This is a genomic window from Streptomyces sp. NPDC038213, from assembly GCF_055600495.1.
Window position 1 is genome coordinate 1 of the sequence record NZ_JBVJYM010000032.1, and the last position, 18,653, is coordinate 18,653.

15 protein-coding genes are annotated in these 18,653 nt (G+C 75.2%); 7 read left to right on the forward strand and 8 right to left on the reverse strand.

From position 1 onward, the window contains the following. The first annotated feature begins 557 nt into the window (after positions 1-557). From ACZ7JZ_RS30215 to ACZ7JZ_RS30225, 3 genes are all read left to right on the forward strand, one after another. A complete protein-coding gene (locus tag ACZ7JZ_RS30215) occupies positions 558-1,778 on the forward strand; it encodes a hypothetical protein (protein WP_470944894.1) in 1,221 nt (406 codons plus the stop codon). A gap of 83 nt (positions 1,779-1,861) precedes the next feature. After that, positions 1,862-4,003, forward strand: coding sequence for a tetratricopeptide repeat protein (locus tag ACZ7JZ_RS30220; protein WP_470944896.1), 2,142 nt, complete (start codon positions 1,862-1,864; stop codon positions 4,001-4,003). Between the two features lie 8 nt (positions 4,004-4,011). Continuing rightward, positions 4,012-4,575, forward strand: a complete 564-nt coding sequence (locus tag ACZ7JZ_RS30225) for a flavin reductase family protein (RefSeq protein WP_470944898.1) — start codon at positions 4,012-4,014, stop codon at positions 4,573-4,575. A 127-nt stretch (positions 4,576-4,702) separates the two neighbouring features. Here ACZ7JZ_RS30225 and ACZ7JZ_RS30230 read toward each other — a convergent pair whose 3' ends face one another. Further along, positions 4,703-5,491, reverse strand: coding sequence for an AfsR/SARP family transcriptional regulator (locus ACZ7JZ_RS30230; RefSeq protein ID WP_470944901.1), 789 nt, complete (start codon positions 5,489-5,491; stop codon positions 4,703-4,705). Positions 5,492-6,026: 535 nt separating this feature from the next. Between ACZ7JZ_RS30230 and ACZ7JZ_RS30235 the strand changes: the two genes are divergently transcribed. Both ACZ7JZ_RS30235 and ACZ7JZ_RS30240 read left to right on the forward strand, forming a co-directional pair. Further along, entirely contained in the window at positions 6,027-7,511 is a 1,485-nt protein-coding gene (locus ACZ7JZ_RS30235; protein WP_470944903.1) for a M28 family peptidase, read from the forward strand. 134 nt (positions 7,512-7,645) lie between these two features. Next, a complete protein-coding gene (locus ACZ7JZ_RS30240) occupies positions 7,646-7,849 on the forward strand; it encodes a DUF6480 family protein (RefSeq protein ID WP_470944906.1) in 204 nt (67 codons plus the stop codon). Positions 7,850-7,873: 24 nt separating this feature from the next. On the opposite strand, the gene ACZ7JZ_RS30245 is transcribed toward ACZ7JZ_RS30240, so the two are convergent. The 3 genes from ACZ7JZ_RS30245 to ACZ7JZ_RS30255 form a co-directional block, all read right to left on the reverse strand. Beyond that, entirely contained in the window at positions 7,874-9,094 is a 1,221-nt protein-coding gene (locus tag ACZ7JZ_RS30245) for a PP2C family protein-serine/threonine phosphatase (protein WP_470944908.1), read from the reverse strand. A gap of 150 nt (positions 9,095-9,244) precedes the next feature. Further along, positions 9,245-9,643: a hypothetical protein gene (locus ACZ7JZ_RS30250; protein ID WP_470944911.1), complete on the reverse strand. Its 399-nt coding sequence runs from the start codon at positions 9,641-9,643 to the stop codon at positions 9,245-9,247. 246 nt (positions 9,644-9,889) lie between these two features. Continuing rightward, a complete protein-coding gene (locus tag ACZ7JZ_RS30255; protein ID WP_470944913.1) occupies positions 9,890-10,294 on the reverse strand; it encodes a nuclear transport factor 2 family protein in 405 nt (134 codons plus the stop codon). A 274-nt stretch (positions 10,295-10,568) separates the two neighbouring features. On the opposite strand from ACZ7JZ_RS30255, the gene ACZ7JZ_RS30260 reads away from it, so the two are divergent. Continuing rightward, complete coding sequence (locus tag ACZ7JZ_RS30260; protein WP_470944914.1) at positions 10,569-13,988, forward strand: S8 family serine peptidase; 3,420 nt, start codon at positions 10,569-10,571, stop codon at positions 13,986-13,988. Positions 13,989-14,042: 54 nt separating this feature from the next. Here ACZ7JZ_RS30260 and ACZ7JZ_RS30265 read toward each other — a convergent pair whose 3' ends face one another. The 4 genes from ACZ7JZ_RS30265 to ACZ7JZ_RS30280 form a co-directional block, all read right to left on the reverse strand. Beyond that, positions 14,043-15,155, reverse strand: coding sequence for an aryl-sulfate sulfotransferase (locus tag ACZ7JZ_RS30265; protein WP_470944917.1), 1,113 nt, complete (start codon positions 15,153-15,155; stop codon positions 14,043-14,045). 53 nt (positions 15,156-15,208) lie between these two features. Then, the gene (locus ACZ7JZ_RS30270) at positions 15,209-16,216 is read right to left on the reverse strand and encodes an ABC transporter substrate-binding protein (protein ID WP_470944919.1); all 1,008 of its coding nucleotides are present in this window, start codon (positions 16,214-16,216) and stop codon (positions 15,209-15,211) included. A gap of 78 nt (positions 16,217-16,294) precedes the next feature. Further along, positions 16,295-17,011, reverse strand: coding sequence for an ABC transporter ATP-binding protein (locus ACZ7JZ_RS30275; protein WP_470944922.1), 717 nt, complete (start codon positions 17,009-17,011; stop codon positions 16,295-16,297). Further along, positions 17,008-17,808, reverse strand: a complete 801-nt coding sequence (locus tag ACZ7JZ_RS30280) for an ABC transporter permease (protein ID WP_470944923.1) — start codon at positions 17,806-17,808, stop codon at positions 17,008-17,010. The genes ACZ7JZ_RS30275 and ACZ7JZ_RS30280 overlap by 4 nt, the downstream gene beginning before the upstream one ends. A gap of 156 nt (positions 17,809-17,964) precedes the next feature. On the opposite strand from ACZ7JZ_RS30280, the gene ACZ7JZ_RS30285 reads away from it, so the two are divergent. Next, complete coding sequence (locus ACZ7JZ_RS30285) at positions 17,965-18,534, forward strand: helix-turn-helix domain-containing protein (RefSeq protein WP_470944926.1); 570 nt, start codon at positions 17,965-17,967, stop codon at positions 18,532-18,534. The last annotated feature ends 119 nt before the right edge of the window (positions 18,535-18,653 follow it).

The following is an 18,653-nucleotide window of genomic DNA, read 5'->3' on the forward strand; positions in this document are numbered from 1 at the left end:
TACCGCCTGCGGAACCGTGTCCCCCAGGGACAAGAACTCCGCCCGCGTGATGCTCGTCCGGGCTGGTCTCGTACCCGGCTAGCGCTGATCTTGTAAGACCTGCCCGTCGCTGACGGTCAGGCGAAGTGAGCTAGGAATCCCCTCCCTTCAGGGAGGGGAGGAGTCAAATTCCCCCTGCCGAGCCCCTGGTGCCCACGCCCGTGCGCCCCGCTCCGTGCCCGCCCGTGCAGCGTTTGGCGGAGATTTGGGGAAACGATGGCGGCCCTCGCCAGGATGGACACGTCCGCATCACCCACTGATGTGAAGGAGATTCCCATGAAGAAGATCCAGGTCCGCAAGGCCGGTCCGGTCCGCCTGACCTCCTCGGCGTGCGACGTCTACACCAACCCCAGCTGATCTCGGATCAGTTGAGCCCCGGCACCTGATCAGCCGGGGTCCGGCGCCGTCGTGTCCCGGACCGCCCGAGGCGACTCGGGCCGTCCGCCGGCACGACGGCGCCTCCCGGGCGGCGGGCCCGCCCGCAGCCGGGTCCGGACCGCAAGCCCGAGGGAGGCCCCATGCCGGAGCACGGCACCCGCAGCGACGCAGACGCGCCCCTGCCGTTCCACCCGCTGGTCTACCTGGAGGACGGCGACGAGGTCACCATCGGGCGGCCCGACACGGACTCCTACGGGATCTTCCCGCCCGACGGCGCCCACCTGGTGCGCCGCCTCGAAGCCGGCGCCACCCCGTCCCAGGCCGCCGACTGGTACGCCGCCGAGTACGGCGAACAGGTCGACGTGGACGACATCATCGGCGCGCTGCGCGAACTCGGCTTCGTCCGCGAGGAGGGCGAGGAGCCCGCGCAGACGGGCCCGCTGCGCTGGCAGCGGCTCGGCCGCGCCCTGTTCTCCCCGCCCGCCTGGATCTGCTACGGGCTGATCACCGCCTGGGCGCTCTGGCGCACGATCCGCTCCCCGGACCTCGTACCGACCGCGCACGACATGCTGTTCAGCGAGTACTACGCCGTCATCAACCTGGTCATGCTGGTCGCCGCGGTACCCCTGATCGCCATCCACGAGTGCTTCCACGCCCTGGCCGCCCGGCGCCTGGGCGTCGGCTCCAAGACCAGGCTGTCGCACCGCTTCTACTTCCTCGTGGTCGAAACGGCCCTGGACGGGCTCGTCGCCGTGGAACGCCGCAAGCGCTACCTGCCGATCGTCGCCGGGATGGTCGCCGACGTCGTCCTCGTCTCCCTCCTCGTCACCGCCGCCGACGCCGCCCGCGGCCCCGGCGGCGCCGACACCACCGCCAGCCGCGTCCTCCTCGCGGTGGCCTTCGCCGCCCTGCTGCGGGTGGCGTGGCAGTTCTTCCTCTACCTGCGCACCGACGTGTACGTGCTGATCACCACCATGCTCGGCTGCGTGGACCTGCACACCACGTCGGTACGCCTGCTGCGCAACCGCTACCTGCGGCTGCGCGGGCGCACCGAGGGACTGGCGGACGAATCCCTGTGGCACCCCGTCGACCGCCGGGCGGCCCGCTGGTACTCCTGGCTGATCGTCGGCGGCTACACCTTCAGCCTCGGCACCTTCCTGCTGGCCCTCGCCCCCGTCTTCGTGGAGATGGTCTCCGGGGCCGTCAGGCGCTTCGGCGGCGAGGACTCCAGCTGGGTCGAACTGCTGGACTCCTCGGCCTTCCTCATCATGGCCTTCTGGCAGACCGCCCTGACGATCTGGATCGCCGCCCGGGAACGCCTGCGCGCCCGCACCTCCCGCACCCACCACGTCATCGACTGACGGAAGCCGCCACCCATCCGGGCGGAACACACCACGTCACAGGCCGGCGGACGCCCCCGCCGGTCCCCACGAAAGGCAGGCTCATGACCGGCCACTACTGGATCGCGGCCCCCCTGCGCCGTGAACGCGACCGGCTGCGGGCCGGGCTCGGCCTGCCCGCACCCCTGGCCGTGGTCGACGCGCACCGGCGGCTGCGCGGGCCCTACTCCGCGGCGGGTGCGCTGCTGCGGCAGGTCGCCCCCGAGGCGCTGCGCCGGATGCCCGAACTGGCCGCCCGCCACTACATCGAGCTCCAGGAGAGCACCCCGGAACTGGAGCACCTCGTACCGCCGCGGGCGCGCGCCCTGGAGAAGGCCGCCAACGCCCCGGGCGAGGCCAGCCGCTACCCGGCCCGGCTGCACTCGCTGCGCATCTCGCACGGGCTCGTGGACTTCCTGCTCGCGGCCCTCCCCGGGGCCGCGGACGGCCCGCGCACCCTCGTCGTGGAGAACGTGCAGCACGCGGACGTCACCGACCACGAGTTCCTCGCCGCCGCCCTGCGCCGGATCCCCGCCGAACTCCTCACCCTGGTCGTCGCCACCGACACCCCGGAGCTCGCCGACCAGCCGGGCATGGTCTCCGTGTCCCTGCCCGCGGAGCTCGCCGTGCGCACCACCCGCGTCCACCACCCCGGGACCCCCGCGGGCGCCGGGTACGACGGGCCCGCTGCCGACGGCGCCGGGGCCGGCGGCCTGGCCGAGGCCGCGGCCCGGTACGTGGACGGGGACTGCATCAGCGACGAGCCCGCGCTGCGCGCCGCGTACGAGGCCCTCACCGGCCCCGAGCGCGCCGCCCTGCACGACCGCCGGGCCGAGGAGGTCGCCGCCCGCGCCGAGGAGGAGCCCTCGCTCCGGCTGGGCACCCTCCCGTACCACCTGCTGCGCGGCAGCGACGGCGACGGCGCCGGACTCGACGCCCTGCGCCAGGCCCAGCTCCGCTGCAAGTACCTGGGCTTCTACCACGCGGCGGCCGAGATGGGCGAGGAGGGCCGCCACCGCACGGGCCCCGGCGTCCGGCCCGAACTGTGGTGGCCCTTCACCCGCGAGACGGGCGTGTGCCTGGCCGCTGCCGGACGGCCGGAGGAGTCCGCCGTCGTCCAGGAGGAGGCGCGCTCGCAGACCACCATGCCCAAGCACCACATGAGCCTCGCCTACGAGACGGGCATGCTGTACGCCCGCCACTTCCCGCCGGAGCTGCGCGACGAGCGCCGCGCCCGCGCGTACGTCAACCAGGCCATCGCGATCTCGGACCTGCTGACGGACCCGAAGGAGCGCGCCTTCTTCTCCGTGTTCAACCGCAACGGCCTCGCCCTGGTCGAGGTCCGCGCGGGCCGCCCCGACGAGGCCCTGAGGCTGCTGGACGAGGGCATCGAGCGGCTCGACCGCGAGCTCGGCATCGGCGAGCGGACCTGGCACCGCGTCGGCCTGCGCTACAACCGCGCCCAGGTCAACGGCATGAGCGGCCGGCTCGAGGACGCCCTCGAGGACTACGCCTCGATCATGGACCTGGACCACGACTTCGCCGACCACTACTTCAACCGCGGGAGCATGCTCCGCCGGCTCGGCCGCATCGAGGAGGCCATCGCCGACTACGAGCGGGCACTCACCCTGGAAGCGCCCTTCCCCGAGGTGCACTACAACCGCGGCGAGGCCCGGCGCGAACTCGGCGACCTCGACGGCGCGCTGGCCGACTTCGACCGGGCCCTCGAACTGGAGCCGGGCAACCTGGAGGCCCTCCTCGCCCGCGCGGGCCTGCTGGCCGACCAGGGCGAGGCCAAGGCGGCCCTCGCCGATGTCGAGGCAGGGCTGCTGATCGACGCCGAACACCCCCATCTGCTCTGCCTCCGGGGCCGGCTCTGGGGGGAGGAGGGCCGCACGGCCGAGGCCCGCAGCTCCCTCGACGCGGCCCTGCGCCTCGATCCGGAACTGGCCGAGGCCTGGGCGATCAAGGGCGAACTCGCCTATCTGGAAGGGGACCTGGCCACCGCACTGGCCGATTTCAACCGGGCGGTGGGGCTGGAGGACCGTCCGGAGTTCCGGTTCAACCGGGGCGTGGTCCACGAGGCGGCGGGCAGCCCGGCCCGGGCGGTGGCCGACTTCGACGCGGTCCTCGCCGTGACCGAGGACGAAGAGGCCCGCAGCCGCCGGGAGACCTGCCTGCGCGCGGCCGAGCGCGCGCACGCGTAGGGGCCGGGATGGACCTCCGTCAGCAGGAGAAGCAGCAGGAGCGCGGGCAGGAACGCCAGCGTGAGGCGCAGCGGGAGCGCGGGACCGGCGCGACCGTACCGGCGGCCGCGTTCACCGAGGCGATGTCGCGGCTGGTCTCCGGGGTGGCGGTGGTCTCCGCCCGGCGGGGCGACGGCCGGCCCTCGGGGCTGCTCGTCTCCTCCGTCTGCTCGTACAGCGCGGACCCGCCGTCGCTGCTCGTGGCGCTGGCGCGCACCTCCCGGACCTGCCGGGAGATCACGGCGGGGCCGGACGCGTACTTCGGCGTCCACCTGCTGGCGCGCAGCCACGCGGCGCTGGCGAGGACCTTCGCGGGCAGCTCCGGGGACAAGTTCGCCGACGTGCTCTGGGACTGGGACGGTACGGTGCCGCGGCTGGCGGGCGTCCCGGTGTACGCGAAGTGCCGGGCGGGGGCGGTGCTCCCGCACGGCGACCACGTGATCGTGGTGGGCGAGGTGGTCGGCTGCGCGGTGGCGGAGGACGACCCCCTCGTGTACTTCCGGCGGCGGCTCGACTGGAGCCTCGGGGGCTGAGCGGGGCCGGGCCGGGCCGGGCTCCACGGGCATACGGGTACGCCGGTACGCGGAGGACGCGTACCGGCGTACCGCTGTCTGTGCGTACTGGCGTCCGTTGCCCCGCGGAGGTGCTGCCTCGTGCCCCTCAGCCGCTGAGCGCCGCCGGCCGGAGTGCGCCCGCCGGGCGGCAGCCGTCGTGCCGGGTGTTGTCGGGCCGGTCCCCGCGCAGCAGGGCCTGCTGGGCCGCCCGCAGGCCCGGACCCGGTTCCATGCCGGTGTCCTCCACCACGGTGCGGCGGGCCCGGGCATAGGCGTGCAGGGCCTCGGCGCGGCGGCCCGCGGCGGCCAGGGCGAGCATCAGCTGCTCGTGGAAGTCCTCGCGCAGCGGGTGGCGCGCGCACAGCTCCTCCAGCTCGCCGACCACCTCGCGGGCCCGGCCGCTGCAGATGTCGGCGCCGATCCGGTCGTGGACGAGGGCGAGCCGCTCCTCTTCGAGACGGACGGTGTAGTGCGCGGGGAGGCAGGCGGGTCCGAGGTCCCCGAAGGGGGTGCCCCGCCAGAGGGACAGGGCCCGGTGAAACGATTCTGCCGCGGTGGTGCAGTGCCCCGAGGCCCGTAGTTCCCGGCCGCGCGCGGCCAGCGTGCGGAACCGGTCGAGGTCCAGCTCCCCCGGCTGTACGCGCAGCAGGTAGCCGTTGCCGTAGGTGAGCAGCAGGGGGTGGCGGCGGGGGTCGCCGCCCCCGCGGCTGTGCTCGGGGGCGAGGACGCGGCGCAGCCCGGACACGTACATCTGCACCGTCGCCACCGCCGAGCGCGGCGGCCGGTCGTCCCACAGCTCACCGATCAGGGAGCAGATCGGGAAGCGGCGGTTGGCGTGCAGCAGCAGCAGCGTGAGCAGGGCGCGCCGCTTCAGGGAGCTGGGCGTGCAGAGCACCCCGTCCCGGTGGACCTCCAGGGGTCCCAGGATCCGGTACGCCGGACCGTCGGCCGGCCCGCCCCCGCCGCCAGGGTCGGGGGCGGGCCCGGGACAGCCGGGTAAGTCGGGGTCCGCCGGAGCACCGGGGACGGGGTCTGCCGAGGATCTTTCGGTTCTGGCCAGCACTGGTCTGCCACCCCCGCGCTACCGGCGCCCTCGGGCGCACTGTCCTGTCGGCACGCGGTGGGGCTCACCGGCGCTCACGTCAATGGATACGGGATCAGCCGAGAGAGTGTCAGGGGCGCGAACCAGCCAACTTCCAATAAAAATAGGTGAGTTGTGAACCGGCAGCCGTCCTCAGCCGTGTGCCCGCCGCATCTCGGCCAATAATCGGGGCGCCCGGCCCGGCTCGGATCTTCTCCTTGGCAGGGGCCCGCCGCAGCGCTAGCGTGCCTCGATCTCCTCCCGCCACGCACGTTCTTCCCGATCGTCGACCGCCGACCACGGCCCTGCCGACCGGTCCGTTCGACCTGCCGTGAGAGGGCACCCAGCCATGTCCGCACGTCGTACCGCCGCGGCGACCGCCACCCTGGCCGCCGCCGCACTCGTCTCCCCGCTGCTCCTCGCCGGGCCCGCCAGCGCGGGCGCCGAAGACCCCGGCCGGGCCGCCGCCGCGCGGGGCGCGGCCCTGGCGGCACAACTCGTCCGGGAGTCCACGGCCAAGGACGCCCTCCGGCACCTGCGGGCCCTGCAGTCGGCCGCGGACTACAACGGCGGCGACCGGGTCGCGAGCTCGAAGGGCCACGAGGCCTCGGCCGCGTACGTGGAGGCGGCGCTGCGCAACGCCGGCTACCGGCTCTCCCGCCAGGAGTTCGGGTTCGTCTACACCGAGGACCTCGCCGAGTCCCTCACCGTCGACTCGCCCACCCCGCGCGAGGTCGCCGTCCAGCTGATGGCGTTCACGGCCCGCAGCCCCGAGGGCGGGGTCACCGGGGAGCTGGCCGTGGTCCCCGTCGACGCCGACAACACCCACGGGTGCGAGCCGGGCGACTTCGCACCGGGCGCGTTCACCGGCAGGATCGCCCTGGTCAAGCGCGGCGGCTGCGCCTTCGCCGTCAAACAGGGCAACGCGCACGCGGCGGGCGCGCTCGGCGCGATCGTCTACAACAACACCTCCGGCAAGATCAACGGGACCATCGGGGACTCCTCCCTCGCCCGCATCCCCACCGGCGGGATCAGCCAGGAGGACGGCGCGGCCCTGACGGCGGAGGCCGCCGCCGGGCCGGTGACGGTCACCCTCGACATCCACGAACTGCGCGAGAACCGCCGCAGCTTCAACCTGGTCGCGGAGACCCGCGGCGGGGACGCGGCCGACACCGTCCTGCTGGGCGCCTACCTCGACTCGCAGCACGACACCCCCGGCATCAACGGCAACGGCTCCGGCTCGGCCGGGCTCCTCCAGGTCGCGCTGAAGCTCGCCAAGTCCCAGGACCGCGTGGGCAACAAGGTGCGGTTCGCCTGGTGGTCGGGGCAGGAGTTCGGCGTCGCGGGCTCGCAGGCGTACCTCGCCGCCCTGACGCCGGAGCAGCGCGCGCAGCTGCGGCTCTACCTGAACTTCGAGACGATCGCCTCGCCGAACGGCGCCTTCTTCGTCAACGACGGGGACGACTCCGACCGCGTCGGCGCGGGCCCCGGCCCGGAGGGATCCGCCCAGATCGAGAAGGGCATCACCGACTTCCTCGACGCGAAGGGCGTCCCGCACGAGGGCACCGACTTCGCGGCCCTGACGGACTTCGGGCCCTTCCTCACGGCCGGCATCCCCTCCGGCGGCATCTTCTCGGGCTCGGACGGCATCAAGACCGAGGCCCAGGCGGCGAAGTTCGGCGGCTCGGCGGGCACCGCCTACGACGTCAACCACCACAAGCCCGGCGACGACCTCACCAACATCGACATGCGCTCCTTCGACGTCAACATCGACGTCATCGCCGACGCGGCCGGGCGCTACGCACACGATCTCGGAGCCCTGGGCAGGCGCTGACCGGAAGCCGCCCGCAGCGGCCGGCGGGGCACGGGAGTGGCCCGCCGGCCCGCGGGTAGGTGCCGCCCGGGCGCCCGGGGGCCGCGGCACCGCAGGGGTGCCGGAGCCGGGCGCGCGTCCGAGGAGGCAGAGCCATGTCCGCATCCGCACCCGAGCCGGGCAGGGGCGGGGTGCCGCCCGGGGAGACCCCGCCGGGGGAGTCCGGCACCGGCCCCGGCACCGGCCCGTACCGGCCCCCGACCCGCGGCTGGGCCGCCGGACCCCTGGCGGTGATCTGCCTGGTGGCCGTGGCCTGCGCCCTGTTCTTCCTGGCGTACGCCGTCCTGCTGGACCTCTGATCCTGAGCCGTACGCCCGCTGTGCCTACGACGGGTGCCATTCGGTGAGCAGGATGGTCGCGTCGTCGCTCAGCCGGTGGTTCTGGTGCGCGAGCACGTCCTGGACCAGCCGGCGCAGGGCCTCGGGGGCGCTCTCCCCGGCCGCCATCGAGCGGATGACGGCGTCGGCCAGGCGCCGTTCGCCGAACAGTCCGCCGTCGGGCGCGCGGGCCTCCGTGACCCCGTCGCTGTACAGGAGCACGCGGTCGCCCGGTTCCAGCCGGGCGTGGTGCACCGCGGGCGGGGTGCCGGTGTGGAAGCCGAGGCCGAGCGGCAGCTGCGGGGTGCGTTCGAGGTGCTGGTGGAGGACGCGGCCGCCCCTGATCAGCAGCGGCGGGGGATGCCCGCAGTTGATCCAGGAGAGCTGCCCGTCCGCGGTGTCGAGCCGGGCGAGGACGGCGGTCATCAGGCGGCCCGGGATCCAGCGGTCCAGGGTCTCCTCGATGGCGGTGGCGATCTCGGTCAGGGTCCCGCCGGAGCGCCGGGTGGCGCGGCAGGCGGCGAGCCCGGCGGCGCTCGCCCCGCCGGAGGCCAGGTCGTGGCCCATGGCGTCCAGCAGGGTCACGTGGAGGGAGCCGTCGGTCAGGTTGTGGTCGAAGGCGTCGCCGCCGATGTCGTACGCCGGCTCCAGCACGGCGGACGAGGTGACGTCCGCGGTCCCGATGGTCCGCGGGGGCAGGAACGCCCAGAGCAGTTCGGCCTGCACGGTCATCGGGCGGGCGCGCTCGCGCCGGATCAGCAGGTCGTCGTGCAGCGACTTCGAGACCACCAGCAGGGTGGCGAGCGCGGCCAGGGCCTCCCCGGCGGCGATCAGCCCGGCGGGGGCCCCGCCGGCGGCCGTCTCTCCGGCGGCCGTCCCGGCGGGGGGTTCCTGCGCCGCGGCCCCCGCCGTGGCCCTGAGCACCCCGACCCGCTCGATCCCGTCGATCATCGGCAGCCAGTGCGCGCCCGAGTCGCGGGAGTGCTGCACCCGCTGGGAGCGGTACGCGAGGCCGCCCAGGGAGGAGTCGATCTCGAGGACGTCCCCGGCCTCCGCCGGCCGCCCCAGGGCCACCAGCCGCACCTGCTGGAGGTCGGCCAGGTAGATGGCGGCCCCGCCGAACCCCATGACGCGCGCGGCGGCGTCCACCAGGGCGGGCAGATCGGCGGCGGACGCCCGGTGCGAGTCCGCCAGCAGCCGCGCCAACACCGCATCGGTCCCGGCCACGGCTGCTCCGTCCCACCGCGTACACCCGTACCCGGCTGCTCCGGCGCGGGCCCGTGCGGCCGCACGCCTCCCCGCCATCCTCCCCGCGCCCCCCGCGTCCCGCCGGACCGACACGGCGCAGACGGTGCCGGGTCCGCGCCGTCCTGCGCGTCACGGCTCCGGCCGCTCCCGGTGCCGCCTGCGGTAGCGGTCCCGCCACCGGAGGAGCAGTTCGCCGGGCGTCCTGGGCGGCGGCGGGCGTCCCCCGGGCCCGCCCGGCCCGTCCGCCCGCCCGTCCGCCGCCGACGGCATCAGACAGCGCCGCCCCCCGGTCTCCAGCACGCACAGCGGTACCCCGTCCAGGGCGCCGGGTCCGAGCCGGACGAGGAAGGGGGTGGCGGGATCGGTGGGCAGTACGGCCTCCAGCACCGTGACGGCACCGGGGTGCGTACCCGTCGCGGCCACCGTCTTGCCGTTCACCCACACCTCGGCGCGCCGCCTGCGCGCATCGTGCACGACGGTGAGGGAGTGGCCGCTCTGGTCCAGGTGGTAGCGGTGGTAACCGGTCATGGCAGCTCCCGGGGCCGAGACGCCCGTACCCGTCCCCTACCCTCCCGGCCCCGCCCTACCCCTCGGGCCGCCCGGGGGCCGGAGGTGCGGCTACCGCGCCGGGGGAGGGGTCCTCGACCTCCAGGCCGTGGTCCGCCGGGTCGAAGGAGCCGGGTACGAGGGGGCGGCCGCGCAGCCGTCCGCGTCCGACATCCCGTCGGCCGGGGCCCGGGCCCCCGCCGACGCGGGTCCGTCCGCGCCGGGGTGTCAGTCCGCCGTGGCCCCGGCCGCCGCCTCGCGGCTGATCTGCTCGAACTGGGCGCCCATCGCCGCGGCCAGGGCCTGGGCGGCGGACAGCGGGCGGACCATGACGGTGAACTCGTCGATCCTGCCGTCCTCGTCGAAGTGCAGGAAGTCGCAGCCCTGGATCTGCTTGCCGTCCACGGTGGCGGTGAAGACGAGGGCGTGGTCGCGGGCGCCCGGTTCGCCGATCTCGCGGACGTACCGGAAGTCCTCGAAGACCCGCATCACGGCGCGCAGGATCGCCGCCGTGACGGGCTTGCCGGCGTAGGGCTTGAAGGCGACCGGGCTGGTGAAGACGACCCCGTCGGCGAGGAGCTCCTCGATGGCGGCGGCGTCCCGGTTCTCGACGGCGGTGCGGAACGGGTTCACGGCTCCTCCTGGCTGCTGTTTCGGCATACGTTTATGCAACTAGTTGAATAATCCCTTCAGGGGCAGAGCGTAGGCCGCCCCGCCCCTCAGGCCAAGACCCCGCCGCGCCGGATTCCCGTCCGCCGCCGAGAACCGATCGGGCCGCGCGTGCGTGATAGGGGGCGTATGTTCCGGCATCCGGAATTCGGGATTCGGCACGAGCACGTACGACATGCACGACCATGCGCGGCCGTGGGCGGCTGCGCGTCCAGCCACACGGACGGGGGAGACCAGGGTGGGACGACGACGCAGGTCGAGGGCAGGGGGCGCGGTGCTCGCCGCCGCGGTCGCGGGGGCGCTGATCGCGGGTGCGGGGCCCGCCGCGGCCGGGCAGGTTGACGGACCGCAGCGGGCGGGCGGACCGGAGCAGGCGGCCGGGGACGGGAGGACGGCCGGGGCCCTGAACTTCGGCTGGCAGAGCGTCCCGGGGGCGGGGAAGGGCGGGGCGGGGGTACGGGCGACCGTCACGCTCGTCACCGGGGACAGGGTGCACGTCGGCGCGGACGGCCGTGTCCTGCGCATCGACCCCGCCGCCGGCCGGGACGGGGTCCTCTTCTCCGTACGGCGCGAGGCCGGGCACACGTACGTCGTCCCGCAGGACGCGCAGCGCCCGCTCGGCGAAGGCGTCCTGGACCGGCGGCTGTTCGACGTGACGCGGCTGGTCGCCGACGGGTACGACGATGCGCGCCGCAGCACGCTGCCGCTGATCGTGGGCTACCGCGGCGACGACGGCGCCGCGCGCGGTTCCGCCGCCTTCCGGGGCGCGCTCGACGCCGTGGCGGGCGACCGGCGTGCGCTGCCCGCCGTCAACGGCGAGGCCTTCGAGGTGCGCAAGGGGGCGACGGCGGCCCTGTGGTCGGCGGTCGCCGGACCCGCGGGGGCGCCCCTGACCGGCGGGGCGGCCCGTACCGCGCCCGTCGCGCACCTCTGGCTGGACGGCAGGGTCCGCGCTGCGCTGGAGAAGAGCGTGCCCCAGATCGGGGCCCCCGCCATGTGGCGGGCCGGGTACACCGGCAAGGGGGTCAAGGTCGCGGTGCTGGACACCGGCATCGACCAGAACCACCCCGACCTCCGCGGCCTGGAGGTCGCCGAGCGGAACTTCAGCGGCGCGCCCGACGCGAAGGACCGCTACGGGCACGGCACGCACGTGGCCTCCACCGTCGCCGGTTCGGGCGCGCAGTCCGCGGGGCGCAACAAGGGCGCGGCGCCCGGCGTGCGGCTCATCGACGGGAAGGTGCTCGGCGACGACGGCTGGGGGGACGATTCATCCATCGTCGCCGGGATGCAGTGGGCCGTCGACCAGGGCGCGAAGGTGGTCAACATGAGCCTGGGCGGCGGGGACGAGCCCCAGGTGGACCCGAAGGAGGCCGCGGTCGCCCGGCTCTCCGCCAAGGCCCTGTTCGTGGTCAGCGCGGGCAACAGCGGCGACGCGCCCGGCAGCATCGCCTCCCCGGGCAGCGCGCCCGCGGCCCTGACCGTCGGCGCCGTCGACAAGGGCGACAAGCTCGCGGAGTTCTCCAGCCGCGGTCCGACCGCCGCCGGAGCCTCCAAGCCCGACGTCACGGCCCCCGGCGTCGACATCCTCGCCGCCGCGAGCACCCAGACCGTCCCGCCCCCCGGGCCCGGCGGGTACGTCCCCATGTCGGGGACGTCGATGGCCGCCCCGCACGTCGCGGGCGCCGCCGCCCTCGTCCTCCAGCAGCACCCGACCTGGAGCGGGGCCCGGGTCAAGGCCCTGCTCACGGGCTCCGCCAAGGCGCGGGCGGGGCTGGTCCCGCACCAGCAGGGCGCGGGCCGCGTGGACCTCGTACGGGCCCGTACGGCCTCCGTGGTCTCCGAGCCCGGCGCGCTGGACTTCGGTACGCAGCTGTGGCCGCACGCCGACGACAGGCCGGTGGTCCGGAACCTCGTCTACCGCAACCTCGGTACCCGCGCGGTCACGCTGAAGCTGACCGCCGCCGCCGTGGACGCGGCGGGCCGCGCGGTGCCCGCCGGCACCCTGAAGCTCGGCCGTGCGCAGCTGACCGTCCCCGCGGGCGGTACGGCGGGGACCACCGCCACCCTCGACACCCGCAGGGCCATGGCGGACGGCACGGTCGGCGGCGCGGTCACCGCCGCGGGCGGCGGCCAGTCGGTGCGCACGCCCCTCGTGGCGCTCCGCGAGACCGAGTCGTACGACGTCACGTTCCGGCACACGGACGAGACCGGAGCCGCCACCGCCGCCTACACGACCTCGCTCATGAACCGCACCCCGTACGGCATCAAGCGGACCGACCTGCCGCAGCGCGCGAACGGCACGGTCGTCCAGCGGCTGCCCAAGGGCGAGTACCTGGTGGAGGGCCTGGTGCACAGCCCGGGCAGCGGCAACCGCACCGCCGCGTTCGTCCAGCCGCTCCTGAAGGTGGCCGGGAAGACCACCGTCGCGCTCGACGCCCGCAGGGCCAGGCCCTTCGCCGTCACGCCCCCCGACCCGGCGGCGAAGCCGGTCTCCACCACCGCGGGCTACGAGGTCCCGGCCGTGTTCACCGGCAACGCCTGGGTCGTCGGCGCCGGGACCCGCTTCAGCACCGCCGGTCTCGGCCCCGACTCCGCCGGGGTGCAGGCTCTGTTCCACGGGGTCTGGAAGGTCCCCGGGGCCGCCGGACGGAACACCGACTACCGCCTCGCCTTCCACCGCAAGGGCAACTGGTTCACGGGGCTGACCCGCACGGTCACCCGCGCCGAGACCGCCGAGGTCCGGCTCGCCGTCGGCGCCTCCGTCAGCGCCAAGGGCATGGTGCAGGCCCAGCCGTACACCGCGGCCGGCTTCAGCGCCGGACCGCACCCGCAGCTCCGGGCCGCCCTCCCGCTGTCCGCCACGCAGTACGTCAATACCGCCGACCTGCGCTGGGAGTGGTCGGCGGCGCAGTTCGACGCCCGCGGCGACGAGGTCCTGGGCTACACCGCGCGGCCCGCGGCCTACACCCCGGGCAAGCGGTACGCGCTGAACTTCAACACCGGCGTGGCCGGTCCGGACCTGGGCGCCGGGACCGAGCAGGGCGTCCGGCGCGACGGCGACGTGCTCGACGCCAACATCATGATGTTCGTCGACGGCGCCGGACACGAGGGCGGGTCCTTCGGCGACGGCTTCACCCGCCTGGAGTCCGGCGGCCGGGTCGTCGCCACGAGCTCCTCGCCGGGCTCGCTCACCGCCGAACTCCCGGCGGGTGCGGCCGCGTACCGCCTCACCACGCAGGCCACCCGGCCGCTCGCCGTCTCGACCACGAGCACGAAGGTGTCGGCCGTGTGGACCTTCACCTCGGCCCGCCCCTCCGGCGGCGCCGCCGTGAAGCTCCCGCTGTCGACCGTACGGCTCAACCCGGCGCTGCGCCTGAACGGCACGGCCCCCGCGGGCGGCACCCTGAAGGTGCCGCTCCACGTGGCCGGGCACGCCGCCGGCGCCGGGCGCCTCGCCGCCCTCGCGGTCTCCGTCTCCTTCGACGGGGGAGCCACCTGGAGGGCCCTCACGGTCTCCACCGGTACGCGGGGCGCCCGCTCGGTGACCGTCGCGCACCCCGCCGCCGCGAAGTCCGCGAGCTACCGCGTGGACGTCAAGGACACCTCGGGCAACACCCACCGCAGCACCATCACGCACGCGTACCGCCTCGCGCCCTGAGCCGGGATTCGGGTGCCGGGTGCCGGGAGTCGGCACCCGGCACCCGTACGCCCCTCAGAGCCAGGGCACCTCCTGGGCCCCGTACCGGTAGGCGCGGAACACGGAGTTCTGGGCGCCCGCGGAGGACTCCAGGCCCACGCCCTCGCCGAAGGACCGGAACTGCGGCACCACGAACTCCCACACCACCTCCCCGCCGGGGGTCACCTCGAAGAGCCGCCCGAAGGAGCCCTCCGCGATGAAGGTGTTGCCGTTCGGCAGCCGCTGCGCGCTGGACATGTACGGGCTGTAGAAGTTCTGCGGCGGGTTGTCCTGGTACGACCAGACCTCCTCGCCCGTGCGCGGGTCCAGCTCCAGCACCCGCGAGTACGGGACCGAGGTCGTATCGCGGTAGGTGCCGTTGTCGAAGACCAGCAGCGTCCCGCCCGGCAGCTCGTGCGGGTGGTGCTGCTGGGCCAGGACGTCCGGGCCGATCCGCCACCGCACGGAGCCGTCCGCGCGGTCCACGGCCACCACCGAGGACGCGCTGCGGAAGCCCACGACCACCGAGCCGTCGGCCGTCTCGTTCACGGTGTTGGCCATCGGCCAGTGCTCGCGGGCGAAGTGCGGGTCGAGCGGGTAGTCCTCGGGGTCGAGGTGCTCGATCGCGGCCCAGCGCCACACCTCCTCGCCCTCCCAGGTCAGTTCGAGGACCACGTCCCCGTAGACCACCCCGCCCGGCGCCTCGGAGCCGGGGATTCCGCCGCGGATGCGGGCCGCGTCGGCGGGGGCGAGCGGCTCGACGACCGTGACGAGGAGGTTGCCGTTGCGCAGGACCGAGGCGTCGTGGTGGTGGAAGGGGTGGCGCACCTCGCGGACCACCGTGGAGTCGGGGGCCAGCTCCTGGAGGATGCCGCCGTGGTAGACGTCCCAGATCGGGAAGAGGCTCGGGCCCGAGGTGTCCTTCGCGGCGTAGAAGAGGTTGCCGCCGGGCAGCAGCTGGGCCTGGCGGCCGGGCGGGTGCGGGGAGTTCCAGGTGTGCACGGGCCGCCCCGCGATATCGACGAGGTGGATCTCGCCGGCGCTGGTGATGGGCGTGTAGAGGGTGTAGCCGCCGTGGCTGCGGCCGGGGTCGTGGGCGATCAGGCCGGTACCGCGGCGGCGCAGGGTGTTCTGGTCGACGGTGCTCATGGGGTGTCTCCTGTTCGGGCGTGGTCGGGTGAGGGGGATCGGGGCGCCACCGCTCAGGGGAGGGTGACGGCGGCCGGGGCGACGGCCTTCAGCGGACCCGGGTCCAGGTGCTCCAGCAGCGCGGCCCGGTCGGCTGCTCCCGGCAGGCCCTGGGCGGCCTTCACCCAGCTGGCCTCCTGCTCCAGGTGGGCCAGCAGCCCGGGGGAGAGGGTCGCGCCGTAGCCGTAGCGGGGCTGGAAGGCCTCCACGTACGCGGCTTCGAGGGCGCCCTTGGACTGCGCGAGTACGGCCTTCCGGGCCCCGGCCGGGTCGGCGGCGATCTCCCGCTGGGCCGCGGTCAGCGCCCGCAGGACGGCCCGCACGGCCGCGTCGGCGGCCCCCGGGCCGGCGACCAGCAGGGTCCGGGCGGTGTAGCCGGGGAAGGGGAGTTCGGCGTAGCGCGCGCCGAGGGCGGTGCGGGCGGAGCCGTAGAAGCTGGGGAAGGTGACCCCGGCGTCCACGTCCCCGCGGGCCAGCGCCGCGGTGACCTGGTTCGGGGCGAGGTTCACCACGGTGACGTCGGCGGGCTCCAGGCCGGCCGAGGCGAGCATCCGCGACAGGGCGTACTCCACGTTCGTGCCCTGCGGGACCCCGACCCTGCGGCCCTTCAGCGCCGCGAAGCCGGTGATGCGGCGGTCCGTGCGGGTGAGCAGCCGGGTGTCGGAGAAGCGCGACAGGTCGGCGACGATCCGCAGACCGCGGCCGCCGAGGGCGGCGGTGACGGCGGGCAGGTCGCCGACCACCCCGAGCTGGGCCTGCCCGCCGAGCACGGCGTTCAGCGCGTCCCGCCCGGTGGCGTGGGTGGTGACGGTGGCGTCGACTCCGTGGCCCGCCCACAGCCCGCGCTCCTGGGCCACGTAGACGGCGGCCCCGCCGAGGTGGTCGCTGGCGGCCAGGGACACGGCGGGCCGGCCCCCGCCCGCGGGGGCGGCCGCGCCGGGGGAGCCGGTGCAGGCGGTGGTGAGGGCGCCGAGCAGCGCCGCCGCGGTGAGCAGGGCGGCCGCGGCCAGGGGTCTGCGCATGGGGATTCCTTCGGGGGATCGGGGGAGCAGGTGCACCGGAGGGGAAGGGGGTTCAAAACCGGGTTTTGAAAAGGGGGTTCAGGAGGCGCCGAGCCGGTCGGCGATCAGGGACCGCAGCGCCGGGTCGGGCGGCCCGTCCGGTACGGCGTGGTCGGCCAGCACCCGTCCGGGGCTGCCGCCGAGGACGACGACCCGCCCGGCCAGGGCCAGCGCCTCGTCGATGTCGTGGGTGACGAACAGGACGGTGGTGCCGCGGCGCCGCCACAGCTCGCGCAGCAGCTCCTGCATCCGGGCCCGGGTCAGTGCGTCGAGCGCGCCGAACGGCTCGTCCATCAGCAGGACTTCGGGTTCGGCGGCCAGCGCGCGGGCCAGGGCGACCCGCTGCTGCATCCCGCCCGACAGCTGCGCCGGGTACTTCTCCGCGCCCTCCTCGAGCCCGACCTCCGCCAGGGCGGCGAGGGCGCGTCGGCGCCGCTCCGCGCGCGGCAGCCCGAGCCGCTTGAGGGCGAACTCGACGTTCCCGCGGGCGGTGCGCCAGGGGAAGAGCGCGTAGTGCTGGAAGACCACCCCGCGCTCGGGGCCGGGCCCGCGCACCGGGGCCGAACCGGCCGTCACCCGCCCCCCGGTGGGCCGGACGAACCCCGCCACCAGGCCCAGCACCGTGGACTTGCCGCAGCCGCTGGGCCCGAGCAGGGCCGTGAACGACCCGGCGGGCAGGTCGAGTTCGGTGCGCTCCAGCACCGCGGCGGCCCCGTACCGCACGGACACCCCCTCCAGCCGTACGTCCAGGCTCACGACGCGCTCCAGTGCACGATCCGGCGTCCCGCCGCGGCGAGGAGGAGGTCGACGGCCACCCCCACCAGCCCGAGGACCAGCAGGCCCGCGAACATCCGGTCCACGCGCAGGAACTGCCCGTCCACCTGGAGCCGGTACGCCAACCCGCTGTCCGCACCGCCCAGTTCCGCCGCGACCAGCGCGAGCAGGGCCACCGAGGCCCCGTACCGCAGGGCGGCGAGCAGGGCGGGCGCGGCGGCGGGCAGCAGCACCTCCGTGAACCGGCGGTGCAGCGGGGCCCCGAGGGAGCGGGCGGCCCGCAGGTGCGACACCGGGACCCGGGACACCCCGTCGTGGACGTACAGCCAGACCGCGAGCAGGACGGCGTACGCGATCAGCAGGCGTTTGGCCGTCTCGCCGATGCCGAACCAGGCGGTGGCCAGGGGGACCAGGGCGATGGCGGGGATCGGGCGCAGGAAGGACACCAGCGGGGTGACGGCGGCCGACAGCGCGGGCAGGTAGCCGGTGGCGAATCCGAGCACGCCGCCCGCCAGGGCGCCGAGGGCGAAGCCCTGTCCGGCGCGGGCCAGGCTGGCCGCGAGATCGGCGGCCAGCACCCCGCTGCGCACACCGTCCGCGAGGGCCGCGGCGGTCTCGCCGGGGGTGGGCAGCAGCCCCGGCGCCACCACCCCGGACCGGGCGGCCAGGTACCACAGCGCGAGCACGGCGCAGGCGGCGGCGAGCGCCGGCCCGGAGCGGCCGAGGGCCCGGCCGGCGGGCCGGGGTGGTGGTGAGGCGGTGGGGACGGCGGCGTGCATGACCTGGCGTGCTCCTCGGTTGTCCGGCGGTTCATCGGTCCGGAGGTTCATAAGTGGGGTCAATAATTGACCACGCTTATGAAGGGAGTGTTGCGGGCGTGCGAAACCTGTCGGGCGCCTCCGGCCCCCCTGCCGCCATGGGGTACGTTCACCTGCGTGTCTCGACCCGAACCCACGCCCGAGGCGATCGAGGTCGGACGGGTGATCCGGAGCTGCCGCAAACGGAGCGGGGTCTCCATGGCCGTCCTCGCCACCCGCTCGGGCCTCTCCCAGCCCTTCCTCAGCCAGCTCGAACGCGGCCTCGCCACCCCCAGCCTCAGCTCCATCTACCGGATCGCCGAGGCCCTGGACGTCTCCCCGGGCACCTTCCTGCGCCCGCCCGCCCGGCCCGGCGCGGTCAGCCACGAGGAGGACCCGCAGGTCATCCGCGTGGAAGAGGCGGCGGGGCAGATCGCCCGGGTCCTCATCCCCGGCGGCCGCAGCTCCCGGATGGAGGCGTACGAGCACCACTTCGCCCCCGGCCAGGGAGAGCGCGGCTGGTTCGAGCACCCCGGCGAGGACCTCCTGTACGTCCTGGAGGGGGAAATCGTCCTGGAGATCGAGGGCGAGGAGCCGCTCACCCTGCGCGCCGGCCAGAGCGCCCACCACCGCGGCGAGGTGCCGCACCGCTGCCGCCTCGCGGGCCCGCACCCCGCCCGCACCCTCCTGGTCATCGCGAACGCCTGACGGGCCCTGCCGCCCCGGGGGCCGGACCGCCTCCCGGACCCCCCGGACCCCCCGGGCCGTACCGCCGCCCCGGCCCGTGGCCCGTCGGATGCTCCGAAGATCCGCCACCGGTACGGATG

Bases quoted from the DNA above. Each gene is read 5' to 3' on its own strand.
- ACZ7JZ_RS30215 (WP_470944894.1), top strand. From the start codon at position 558: ATGCCGGAGCACGGCACCCGCAGCGACGCAGACGCGCCCCTGCCGTTC.
- ACZ7JZ_RS30280 (WP_470944923.1), bottom strand. From the start codon at position 17,808: ATGCACGCCGCCGTCCCCACCGCCTCACCACCACCCCGGCCCGCCGGC.
- ACZ7JZ_RS30240 (WP_470944906.1), top strand. From the start codon at position 7,646: ATGTCCGCATCCGCACCCGAGCCGGGCAGGGGCGGGGTGCCGCCCGGG.
- ACZ7JZ_RS30225 (WP_470944898.1), top strand. From the start codon at position 4,012: ATGGACCTCCGTCAGCAGGAGAAGCAGCAGGAGCGCGGGCAGGAACGC.
- ACZ7JZ_RS30265 (WP_470944917.1), bottom strand. From the start codon at position 15,155: ATGAGCACCGTCGACCAGAACACCCTGCGCCGCCGCGGTACCGGCCTG.
- ACZ7JZ_RS30250 (WP_470944911.1), bottom strand. From the start codon at position 9,643: ATGACCGGTTACCACCGCTACCACCTGGACCAGAGCGGCCACTCCCTC.
- ACZ7JZ_RS30220 (WP_470944896.1), top strand. From the start codon at position 1,862: ATGACCGGCCACTACTGGATCGCGGCCCCCCTGCGCCGTGAACGCGAC.
- ACZ7JZ_RS30235 (WP_470944903.1), top strand. From the start codon at position 6,027: ATGTCCGCACGTCGTACCGCCGCGGCGACCGCCACCCTGGCCGCCGCC.
- ACZ7JZ_RS30270 (WP_470944919.1), bottom strand. From the start codon at position 16,216: ATGCGCAGACCCCTGGCCGCGGCCGCCCTGCTCACCGCGGCGGCGCTG.